Below are 11,936 nucleotides of genomic sequence, written 5' to 3' on the forward strand. Positions count from 1 at the left end.
CAAATCGAAATTTTATTTAAAACGTGGAAATCATTCTTTCACATTCATCATTGTAAAAAGATAAAACGAGAACGATTGGAATGCCATTTGTATGGACCACACCAAAGCTATGCAACCTATAACGGTTCTGGCATTGATAAAGCCTTGGTTAGTTGATAAATTTAGATGATTGTACAAACGGGTAAGAAAGGAGTATTTCAAGGTTGTATAAAAAAATCTAAATCTACTTTTGTTCAGCAATCGGGCGCGATTGCGGAGCAATACTGATAGAAAATGATTAAGCTTTTTATAAAAATAAAACGTAAAACTGCTAGTTAAGAATCCATTTTTCAAAATGGATTCTTTTTATTTATTAAAAAATAATCAAGAGCTTTTTCACTTTCTGTACATAACAATTTTTAAAAGAACTGCATGTTATCTGCATTTAATCTTTACATGAAACCTATACCATATCAGTACATCCAGAAGGCGTTGCAAGATTTATCCCGCTACTTTAGGGCAGTAAGACCCCCACCTCAAAATTTAGAGAAAGCGAAGAAGATAGGTGGGGGATAACTGCCCGTAAGAGCCCGATTGGTGATGGAAGTTTCACTTTATAGATGGTTAAGGAAATTTAGTACTTGCATTTATATTCGCAGGAGTTTCAAACAAACGTAACTTCTGGAGTTGTTAGCGGTATTATAGAATATTTCAAAAGTTAGTAGTTTAATTAAATGGGAAAAATAATTTAAGACGAAATTCACTCTCTATATACAAGTTAAAAAACGATATAAAAATCCCTTTCTTTTTAGAGGGGGGACGAGAGCATCTGGCTGTGCATAGAAGCGATTAGGCCCTTTTTTTGCCAAATACAAAGTTTAAAACAATGGGGGAAAGCAAGTACAGGCCATGTTGTGTTCTGCATAGCAGTAACTTATATGTTGAAAAACTAAAATGGATTTGTATATATTTAAAGTTTTCATTTCAGTAAATAAAATTATTTCATTGAAATTTTAAAAATAAAGATTACTAGAAAGGACATAATAGAATGTTTACAAAAGGACTAAAAATAGCAGTCATTATTTCAATATTTGCTTGTATCACACTAGGTTTTTTTATGTTTCAATCTTTTACATCACCTGCAAAGGGAGTAATGAATCAAGAAAATGTTGTTCAGCTTGCAAGTGAACAAACAAAAGTAGAAATGAAAAAAACGGCACCAGATGAATACAATGGTCAGGTTCGTAAAATAGCATACTTAACATTTGATGATGGACCAAGTGTGTTTCAAAAAGAAATCTTAGATATCTTAAAGCGTAATAATATAAAAGGAACGTTCTTTATGATTGGTGGAAACATCCCAGCTCATAAAGAAAGTGTAAAGCGTTTAGTAAATGAAGGACACTACCCAGGTGTTCATAGTATGACACATAATTATGGAAAGTTGTATACGCAAGGCAAATTTGTCGAAGAAATGCAACAAGCGCAGGATATCATGAAAGAAGTAACTGGAGTTCATCCAAAGCTTGTTCGTTGTCCGTATGGGAGTATGCCTGGGCTTACAGAGGCATTACGAGATCAAATGGTAGCTGCTGGTATGAAAGAGTGGGACTGGACAATAGATTCTTTAGATTGGCAGTTCCCAGGAAATCCGGATGCTGTTGTTCAAAAAACAATTTCTCAAGTTAGCCAAAATCGTGAAGTCATTTTAATGCATGAAAAATCACAGACAGTGCAGGCGTTGCAAAGAATTATTGATGATCTTCGTAACAAAGGTTATGAATTTGAAGTGTATGATGAATCCTCTCATTTCCCATTAAACTTTTGGAAGGATAATCGTATCTAAGTAGGAGGAATTGCAGATGAGATATAGAAAACAGGCATTTATAATAGCATTATCAGTATTCTTGTTGTCCGGATGTTTAGGACAAAAAGCAGAAGAAGAATTATATATGGCATTTGAAAATGCTGCAAAACAGGAAAAGGAAATGTTTGAGGATACGAAAACATTAGCAGCATTAGAAAAGCAAGGCCAAGAGTTATATACTCAAATTACACATGAGGGAAAAGAGAATAATCAAGTAGTAAAAGAAAAGTTAGATTAAGCTGTAACAAATATACGTGATCGTGAAAAAATATTAGAGAAGGAGAAAATTTCCTTAAGAAATGCAGAAGAAGAAATGAATCCTGTTGATAAATATATAAAGAAATTAGAAGATAAGAAGCTACAAGAGCAGGCTGAAAAAATTAAAGAGACATATAAAAATCGGGCTGATTCTTTCGGTAAATTTCATCATAGTTATAAACAATTATTACAATTAGAACAAGAACTGTATAGAATGCTACAAGCGAAAGATGAAAAACTAAAATCAATTAGTGAGAAAATAAAAACGATCAATCAATCTTATGAACAAATTCATTCAGAAAAGGATAGATTTAATAAATACACTAATGAATATAATCAGGAGAAAGTAGCTTTTTATAAACAGGCAAATATTAAAATGAAAGAAATAAAAAAATAAAACGATTGTAAAAACGAAGTTCATTTCGTTATTCTTGATATTATGCAATAGGTTGTTGGTCTATTTGTTGTTGAATTAAAAAAAGGAGCAGTAGGATATGTCTAAAAACATTTTAATTGTTGAAGATGAAGATATTTTACGTGAAATTTTGAAGGATTATTTTTTAAATGAACAATATAAAGTATTTGAGGCAAGTGATGGGAAAGAAGCCTTATCCTTGTTTGAAGAAGAAGAGGTTCATTTAGTTATTCTTGATATTATGTTACCAGAATTAGATGGTTGGTCCGTTTGCCGAAGGATTCGTAAGACATCTCAAGTGCCAATTATTATGCTAACAGCACGTGTTGATGAAGATGATACGCTACTTGGATTTGAATTAGGGGCAGATGATTATGTAACAAAGCCATATAGTCCACCTATTTTGTTGGCAAGAGCAAAACGATTGCTTGAAAACCGAAAGCTTGTAAGTAAATCTCCAAGTAATGATAATGACACGTTATCTATTAATGGGATTTATGTTCACTTTCCATCGCGTATCGTTACTGTAGATGGGATTGATATTAATCTGACACATACAGAGTTTGAGATATTAACGTATCTTATGAAGAACCAAGGGATTGTTCTGACAAGGGAACAATTGATTACAAAGATTTGGGGCTATGAATTTGTTGGTGATGATCGGACCGTGAATAGCCATATTCGTAATTTGCGAAATAAATTAGGAGACAAGGCGAAGTATATTACGACTGTTGTTCGGATGGGGTATAAATTTGAGGGGGATGTATGAGAAGAGGTATTGTACTAAAACTATTTATCCTTACGGCAGCCTTATGCATGCTAATTTTAGCAACAATTTTTATTGGACAAACGATATTTTTTAAAAAATATTATGAGAATCGAAAAGTGAATAATATTCAAACAAATATGACCTCTTTTGAGAAATCGTATTTAAGTAATCATAATACAGAAGCAATTCAAAAACTTGAACAAGACTTTTATCGAGAAAATAATACGTGGATTACAACAGTAGATTGTTATGGGAATTTAAGGGGTTTGAATGATTTTTATTTAGAGGTGAAGTTAGATCGTGCTTCACAAAATGAATTGGGAAAAGCAACCGTTACAATTCCCTTATATAATCTTTTGAACATCGATGAGATTGAACATGAAGAGATATTTCGTAAGCCAGGTACAAAAGTCTCTCTTTTTGGGATTGAGAAAGATGATACATTTATTCCGTCTTCAATTACTATGGCAAATGGAAGTTTAAATTGGACAAATAAAACACTTAATAAGAAAATGAATGAAATTAATTTGGAAATAAAAAAGGGCAATAAAAAAAAGAGCGAAGTCCCTTATGCTTTTTTTACAGGTAGCATTGTGAAACTTCAACTTCCTGATAAAACGGCGGGAGACAATGCAATTTATAAAAATAACTTATTTATGGAAAGTATAAGAGAGTTTCAAACGGATTTGTTGTTAAATGAAAATCAACAGACACAAGACTCCTTACAAATAAATGACTATGAAAAAAATGATATAAAATATAAATTATTAATTAAACCGATAAAAGAAAAAGATGGCTCGTTGACCTATATATTCGCGATGGCTTCCTTGCAGCCGGTAGATGAAGCTGTACAAATGGTAAAAGATTACTATGTATATCTCATTGCATTTGTATTGGTTCTTATTTTTCTTGCTTCCTTTTATTATTCAAAACAGATTGCCAAACCTTTATTACGAATAAATGATACAACGAAAAAAATTGCACGTTTAGATTTTTCGGAAAAGATTCCAATTACTTCAAAAGATGAGATTGGTGATTTATCACAAAATATTAATATGTTATCTAATACACTACATTCACATATTGAACAATTGGAACAAGACATCGAAAAAGAAAGAAAATTAGAAAATACACGGAAAGAGTTTATTTCAGGTGTCTCACATGAATTGAAGACGCCACTAAGTATTATGAAAAGTTGTATTTCTATTTTAAAAGATGGAGTAGCAGAGCACAAAAAAGAATATTACTTTCAGGCGATGGAAAAAGAAGTGGATAAGATGGATATGTTAATTTTAGATATGCTGGAATTAGCTAAATTTGAATCTGGTACATATAACATGAAGATGGATTCTTTTTATATTGATGAGATGATTGAGGAAATATGTGAGCAGCTCTCATCAGAGATAGAGAAAAAAGAACTTCATGTTTACAAATATGTATATCCAGCTGAAGTTATTGCCAATCAAAACCGTATTGAACAAGTAATTGTTAACTTCATTACGAATGCAATTCGCTATACACCAGAAAAAGAAGATATTATTATTTCTACAATAGACGAGCAAAATTGTATAAAAGTTTGTATCGAAAATAAAGGTGCCCATATTGAAGAGGAACAAATAGATAAAATTTGGGAACGTTTTTACCGGATTGATACAGCTCGTCAACGCTCACAAGGTGGAACGGGGCTTGGACTTGCTATTTCCAAGAATATTTTAGAACTTCATAAAGTGGAATATGGAGTAACGAATACGGTAGATGGTGTGTTGTTTTATTTCTATTTACGGAAAAAAGTGTAGAATTTCTTTGAGTCCACTGAAAAAGTTTATATTCTTTAAACAAGTGAAGGCTTTCTCGATGAAATCGAGGAAGCCTTCACTATTTTCATGTGTAATAGTTGTACTAATTCTAGGTGGTGACCCGAATGTTTTATTTAGCGTATATTTTCGTTGAGGGAGTACTTCAAAATCTTAACTTGATGGGCATGCGGCAGCACCTCGTTAACAAGAAAAACCCAAGTGCAGATAATTCCGATTCATCTTTTTATGAACGGTGTGTCTGTGTTTTAAACCAACATGTGACTTTGATATAATGGTATTTCACAGTCCTATATAAGATTTTTCGCTAAAATAGTTCACCAGTCATTACAGTCATAAATTCCTTAAAAAACTGTTCGTAATTCATCTGTATTGCAATCCTATGTTTTGGACGATTACCAAATGTTTCGGGTTCAAAAGTGGATCTAAAATCCCCTATGCTTTGTCCTCGTAAAGTCTCAAGTACATTAACCATTACAGACGATTGATAGTATGTAAAAATATCATCACGATTAAGCGCAATCAAAGTCAGCACATCATGAACTGGACTACCTTGTATTCCAGGAACTTTTTTTTGATAAAATTGATAATAGTAATAGTCTAAAAGAGGCTTTAAAAACTTAGTTTTTCCTTTAGAGTGAATATAATTGACCATTTCTGGTGTTACAATAGCCAGTTGTGTAACATTCAAAGGATAAATTGATAAATTTTTTGCGTATCTCATTACAATATTAGCCGCTACAGGATCACCATAAAAATTAGCTTCTGCAATTGGAGTAACATTTCCCGGATATAGAAAAGCTCCCCCCATAATATAATAAGAATGGACATTTTTCATCACATCTTCATAAAGGAGAAATAAGGTTGCAAGAGAAGTTAACCTTCCAGTATTCACGATAATTAGTTCATTTTTGTATTGTTCAATAAGTTTAAGAACTTCAAAGAAATTCTCAAACATTTTAAGTTCTAGTCCTGGATGAATGGGCCCTATCCCAAACGCGCCGTGAACTTCTGGATAAAAAGTTTCAACCTCTGCAGTCATGGAATGTTCCGCCCCGCCAAAAACTTCTATATATTCTTTTCCGACACTTTTAAGTAAAAAACGAACATTTCTAATCACTTCTGTTTTGGGGACATTCCCATAATCCGCAACAATTCCTATCACATCAATTTTATCTGTTAAATGTGCATATGTAAGAGCTATCGTATCATCAATTCCAAAATCTCCAAAAAACAATACTTTTTTTCCCATACACTTTTTCTCCTTAACTTTAGTGTTAGCCTTTTAAATTATTGAGGATAATTAGGGGTTAATAAGATTGTTCCTATACCTTTTTGTAGCCATGTGTACAAATAAAATGAAACTTCCATCAGTGGAGAGTTTTTTCATCTCCCACTGATGGAAAGCCCGCCCAATCGGGCACATGCCAGCAGTTATCCCCCACCTATCTTCTTTAGAAAAGCAGAAGCGGCTCGCTCAGAATCGTCGGAGGGGGCGAAACGACCGGAGATTCTAGCCGCTAGAGCTGGACAATGAAGAAAAGTGGAAGTGGCTCGTCCAGAATGTGAGGGGGATGGAGCTTCTGACGTAGAGGTGTATTTTACCTCGTAGGAAGAAGCGAAGCCACCGAACATTCTAGCCACTGGAACTGGACAATACTCTCTCCGAATCTTGAGGTGGAGGTCTTACTGCCCACGAATAGCGGGATAAATTAATTTAGTTAGCATACACTTTCGGGAAAAGAGAACAAATTCCTTTTGTATGAAATGAAATAACTAGAGTTAGTATAGTCATATGGACACAACTTAGTTAATTCCTTACAATGGGTTGTAAGAAGGAAAAAAATGTAATGAAGAATTTTAAAAAATAGTGGTTGAATTATATTATTCAGGACAATTTGTAAAAGAATTAAGCAGCGATTATGGCATGTCAGGAGTAACAGTTTATAAATAGATTAAAACATATTCTCGTATCACATTAGTGGATAAAGATGAAATGATGCTAGAAGATCTAAAACGAATGAAAAAGAAAGGAATGAAATAAAAAAAGCTATGGCTATATTCGCGAGAAAATAAAAGATTAGGAAAGAGAGAGAAACAAAATGAAATTAGCAATTCAAACTAAAAATTTAACAAAGTCTTTTGCAGATCAACCCATTGTAAGGGATTTAAACCTATCTGTTCCTGAAGGAAGTTTATATGCTTTTATTGGACCAAATGGTGCAGGAAAAACGACAACTATGCGAATGTTATTAGGATTAATTCCATCAGATAAAGGAACGGTATTATTTAATGATAAAGATATAAAAGAATGGAAAGAGGAATTATTCGAAAATGTCGGTTGTTTTATTGACTCACCTACCTATTATCCTAATTTAACAGCATATGAAAACTTAGCATATGTACAAAAAATGATTAATAAACCCTTAGATGATATAGACAGAGTATTAAAGACTACAGGGATATATAAAGCAAAAGATAAAAAAGTTAAAAATTTTTCTTTAGGAATGAAACAGAGGCTAGGTATTTCGTTTGCTATTCTCAATAATCCTAAAATATTGATTCTTGATGAGCCAACAAATGGATTAGACCCAGAGGGAGTACATGAAATAAGAAATTTATTGCTTCATTTAGTAAAAAATGAGGGGAAGACTATTTTTATTTCTAGCCATAATTTAGCTGAAATTGAAATGATAGCAGATCACATTGCATTATTAAATAGGGGGAGTGTAATCTATGAAGGGAAATTAGATAGTATTATTACTTCGGGAGAGTATATCGTTCATATTAATAATACGGATGCTACAGAAAGGATATTAAGTAACGAAGGCATACCTTATAGTATAGAAAAAGAAGGGGTATTTAAAATAGTAATCAATCAAGATGGTGTTCCTAATTTAACCAGAATATTAATTAGAAATGATATAGATATTTTTGAAGTTAGCCCCAAAAAACAAACATTAGAAGAAGTATTTTTATCTTTAACTAAACAAAAGGAGCTTTTATAATAATGCAATTTATCATTAAAAGCCTAAATGGCGAGATGAAGAAAATTGGTGGGAGAAAATTATTATTACTTTCTTTGCTTTTTTCATTATTATCAAGTTTTTTGTGTATAAGTTATTTTATGTATAACAAGAATCATCCTGACATGTTTCAACCCAAAAATCTTATAGCACTTACAATGAACTTTAATACACTAACGTTAATCATTTTTTCTGCTTGTATGTGGTATTTTATCATTTCTTCGGAAAATAAATATGGAACTTGGGCCATTATTTATACTAAGCCTATTTCGAAATTTAAATTATTAATATCTAAAAATTTATTGTTTCTGCAGTTCTATTTCGTCTTTACTATTTTTAATTTTTTAATTATAGGTATTTATACTTGTTTGAATCAATATGAAATATCAATGCCCTATTTTTTAAAAATGATGATACTTTGTACTTTTTTATCCTTAACAATACCATATTCGCAATTGCTATTTCATCTAATTATAAAAAAAGGGATTCTTGCCGCGTCTTTGTCAGTTATTTGGATTTTCCTTATCGTAACATATGGATTGTTCCCTGTAATATTCACAAAGATATTTCCAATATTTTATGCATTTAATATAGTAAATGACTTAGTTTTTAAAGAAACAACTATTTTATTGTATCTCGCAATCTCTTCAGTATATATTCTAGGGATAATGTTATTATCTGTGAGTTTTAAGTATTATACATATGAATAATAAAGGGTGAAAAAATGGGTATTATAGGTGAATATAAAAAAAGTCTTAACAATGGATTGTATATCCTGCTACTCGTATTTCTTTTGATGCCAATTAGTTTTCAAGTCTTTCTAACATTACTTGCCCAATTAAAAGATGGCATTGCAATGTATATAGCGATTATGAGCCTTTTTTGTAGACTATTTTTACCTATTTCTATAGGTCTATTAGTATCATTTTCTTTTGTAAACGAATTTAGAAGAAAAGGGTATATGTCCGCTATTTATCATGGGATCACTTTGAAAACTATATTAATTAATAAGTTTTTGTTTTTTTTAATAACTATTTTTTGCTATTTAATATGTGCTTTAATCATAACTAGCTTACCAATAGTATTAACAGTAGATAATCCCGGCACTGTTTATCAAAGTGTAAGTTTATCTATACTTTTTATGGTAATTAGCTCTTTAATTATAGTTAATCTTCATTTTCTAATAAATATAATATTTTATAAAATACCATTACTTTCATTAATAGTAGGGTTTATAGGTGGGCTCGGAAGCTTTTTTATCTCCTCGACAAAGTATTGGATACTATTCCCTTGGTCATACCCAGTTAGAAGTCTTTATTTTGATAGTATCGAAATGGAATATTTGTATATCATTGTAATTGTATGCTTCTTATCGTTAATAATTTGTATAGTTACGTTGTCTATTTTATATAGTAAAAAATCAATGAGATGGAATTAAATTTATATTGTAATTGTTTCATAGATCAAATACAAAGGTTCTTTCCGTTGAAAATCCACTTTTTATATGGACAAATATGCAATCTATTGAATGCTTATTGAATAAAATATAGAGAAGTTGTACAACCCTACATTCTTTTGTTTTTTACTATAATCTAAGCTTAAAGGAGGTGAATGGTTTTGTCTTTTCCGAATATCCCTAATATAACACCGCGAATTTCGATTACTACAGCCCAGACTGTTCCATTGCTTTTGGCTTCCATTGCTTTAGAAGAATTAGCTTTAGCTCATATTGTCAACGCTGAGGCTGAAAAGCTTCAATTTGTTCTCGGAACATTACCGTCAGGAAGAACACTTTCTCCTCCTGTCGTTTCGTTATCCAATCTTCTTGCTATCGACTCAAGTGTTCAAAGAACACTTCGTGACGTTATCAAGAAGGAAATGCTCTTGGAATTCAAATTCGAAAATGTTCTGGATTTATTAGCAACTGTACCTCCTACTCCTCCATCCACAGTAACTGTTACATTGAATGCTGATCTAACTACGATATGCGCTTCTGGAACAGGGCCTAATACTTCGGTTCTTACTGGTCAAGTGTTGGTAGATGGAAGTCCCCCTCCAGCAGGTACACCTGTTTCCTTTACAGTATCTGCTCTTGGTACCGTATCCCCTAATCCTGCATTTACAGATGCGCTTGGCAACTTTAGTGCCATTTTCACAGCTACTGACGGACCTGGGATGGCAGCTGTTATCGCTACTGCTTTCGGAGTAAGTAGTACTCCTGTCACTATTACTATTATTAATAACTGTAATGTCTTAGCTGCCTTTACTTTCGGTCCTCCTGGGGTTACAGTATGTTCTTTTGGAACAGGACCTAATACTACAACTCTTTCTGGTCAAGTGTTAGTTGATGGAGGTGTACCCGTTGCTGGTATTCCTGTTTCATTTTTAGTAATGCCTCCTGCTTTGGGGACGGTATCTCCTACTTCTACTACTACTGATGCTTCAGGAAACTTTTCCACAGTTTTCACAGCTATTGATGGGCCTGGGATACCAACTGTTATCGCTACACTTCCTACTTTTGGAGCAACCATTAGCATTCCTATTAACATTATCAACTGTTCAGGGTAACTATGATTTTATCTATTGTTGTATATGTATTGAATGATTCCATAAAAGAATTTACTACTCCTACTTTTTCTAGACAGGTATTGATAGATGATAGAAATAAAACAAGCTGAATGAATAAAATGTCACCTATAGAATATATAAATACAAATTAAAAAATCGACATAAAAACCTTCTTTCTTTTTAGGCGGGCGAGAGGATCTGGCCGTGCATAGAAGCGGTCAGGACCTTTTCCTGCCACATGAGAGGTTTAAAACAAAGGGAGCAAGCAAGTGCAGGTCATGTTGTATTCTGCATAGCAGCGACTTATATGTTGAAAAATTAAAATGGATATATAGACACTTAAAAAAGTCTATTCTATAGGGAATTTCTTGTATGATAGGAGAAAAATTAGATTGGAGAAATATATTAAAAAGGGGAAATTCGTCGTTAAATTATAACCTTTTTTTCAATTTTGAACGAAGTATACTAAATAAAGAATAGGAGAGAACGACTTTAAGAAGAAACCTAAATAATAGAATTGGAATTAGTTAGTTAGGAATACATATAACAAAGGAGCGAATTATAATGGAAGATTTACAGAAATGGATTGAAGTGGATGCATATATTACAAAGCAGTTATTACCTGCAGATGAAACTCTTGAGAATGTATTGGAAGCAAATTCTAAGGCAGGATTACCTGCAATAGATGTTGCTCCGAATCAAGCAAAATTCCTTCACTTACTAGCGCTAATAAAAGGAGCGAAAAGAATATTAGAAATTGGAACATTAGGAGGATATAGTACGATTTGGCTGGCACGAGCTTTACCAGCAGACGGGCGTTTAATTACGCTTGAATCAGAGGTATATCACGCTGACGTTGCAAAATCAAATATAGCCAGTGCGGGGTTATCCAATTTAGTAGAAGTACGAATTGGACCTGCTCTCGAAACATTGCCGAAATTACATGATGAGGGAGTCGGCCCATTTGACTTCATTTTTATTGATGCAGATAAACAAAACAACTCGGAATATGTAAAGTGGGCACTCAAGTTATCTCGAAAAGGTACAGTAATTATAGGGGACAATGTGGTTCGCAAAGGAGAGGTAGTGAACGCTTCTAGTACTGATTCTAATGTTCAAGGAATTCGTTGCTTTTTTGATACTCTTGCATCTGAATCACAACTATCTTCAACGGCACTACAGACTGTGGGAAGTAAAGGATATGATGGATTTGCGATAGGAGTAGTTTTGTAATAATTGG

The 11,936-nt window shown here is 32.7% G+C and carries 8 protein-coding genes and 2 pseudogenes; 9 read left to right on the top strand and 1 reads right to left on the bottom strand.

Annotated elements, in window-relative coordinates; genetic code table 11:
- Window positions 1-1,027 precede the first annotated feature (1,027 nt).
- The 4 genes and pseudogenes from ACIGHG_RS21700 to ACIGHG_RS21715 all read left to right on the top strand — a co-directional run bounded on the left by ACIGHG_RS21700 (window position 1,028) and on the right by ACIGHG_RS21715 (window position 5,084).
- Window positions 1,028-1,825, top strand: a complete 798-nt coding sequence (locus tag ACIGHG_RS21700) for a peptidoglycan-N-acetylglucosamine deacetylase (RefSeq protein ID WP_396550529.1) — start codon at window positions 1,028-1,030, stop codon at window positions 1,823-1,825.
- A 16-nt stretch (window positions 1,826-1,841) separates the two neighbouring features.
- Window positions 1,842-2,501 (top strand): annotated as a pseudogene (locus ACIGHG_RS21705) (YkyA family protein).
- A gap of 97 nt (window positions 2,502-2,598) precedes the next feature.
- Window positions 2,599-3,288 carry a response regulator transcription factor gene (locus ACIGHG_RS21710; protein ID WP_336473245.1) on the top strand — a complete coding sequence of 230 codons (690 nt, stop codon included), beginning with the start codon at window positions 2,599-2,601 and terminating at the stop codon, window positions 3,286-3,288.
- On the top strand, window positions 3,285-5,084 hold the full coding sequence (locus ACIGHG_RS21715; RefSeq protein WP_336473246.1) for a sensor histidine kinase: 1,800 nt from the start codon (window positions 3,285-3,287) through the stop codon (window positions 5,082-5,084). The genes ACIGHG_RS21710 and ACIGHG_RS21715 overlap by 4 nt, the downstream gene beginning before the upstream one ends.
- Window positions 5,085-5,409: 325 nt before the next feature.
- Here the strand turns inward: ACIGHG_RS21715 and ACIGHG_RS21720 are convergent, their stop codons facing one another.
- Complete coding sequence (locus ACIGHG_RS21720) at window positions 5,410-6,354, bottom strand: nucleoside hydrolase (protein ID WP_336473247.1); 945 nt, start codon at window positions 6,352-6,354, stop codon at window positions 5,410-5,412.
- Between the two features lie 850 nt (window positions 6,355-7,204).
- Here ACIGHG_RS21720 and ACIGHG_RS21725 point away from each other — a divergent pair.
- From ACIGHG_RS21725 to ACIGHG_RS21745, 5 genes and pseudogenes are all read left to right on the top strand, one after another.
- Window positions 7,205-8,110 (top strand): ABC transporter ATP-binding protein, encoded by a 906-nt coding sequence (locus tag ACIGHG_RS21725; RefSeq protein WP_396550532.1) that lies wholly within the window; start codon window positions 7,205-7,207, stop codon window positions 8,108-8,110.
- Window positions 8,111-8,112: 2 nt separating this feature from the next.
- Window positions 8,113-8,838, top strand: a complete 726-nt coding sequence (locus tag ACIGHG_RS21730; protein ID WP_336473249.1) for an ABC transporter permease — start codon at window positions 8,113-8,115, stop codon at window positions 8,836-8,838.
- Between the two features lie 14 nt (window positions 8,839-8,852).
- Window positions 8,853-9,566, top strand: coding sequence for an ABC transporter permease (locus tag ACIGHG_RS21735; protein WP_396550534.1), 714 nt, complete (start codon window positions 8,853-8,855; stop codon window positions 9,564-9,566).
- Between the two features lie 179 nt (window positions 9,567-9,745).
- Window positions 9,746-10,060 (top strand): annotated as a pseudogene (locus tag ACIGHG_RS21740) (alpha-helical endospore appendage domain-containing protein); the annotation flags it as partial.
- A gap of 1,200 nt (window positions 10,061-11,260) precedes the next feature.
- The gene (locus ACIGHG_RS21745; RefSeq protein ID WP_396550535.1) at window positions 11,261-11,929 is read left to right on the top strand and encodes an O-methyltransferase; all 669 of its coding nucleotides are present in this window, start codon (window positions 11,261-11,263) and stop codon (window positions 11,927-11,929) included.
- The last annotated feature ends 7 nt before the right edge of the window (window positions 11,930-11,936 follow it).

This window comes from Bacillus sp. NPDC077411, from assembly GCF_044543425.1.
GTDB lineage: Bacteria > Bacillota > Bacilli > Bacillales > Bacillaceae_G > Bacillus_A > Bacillus_A bruguierae.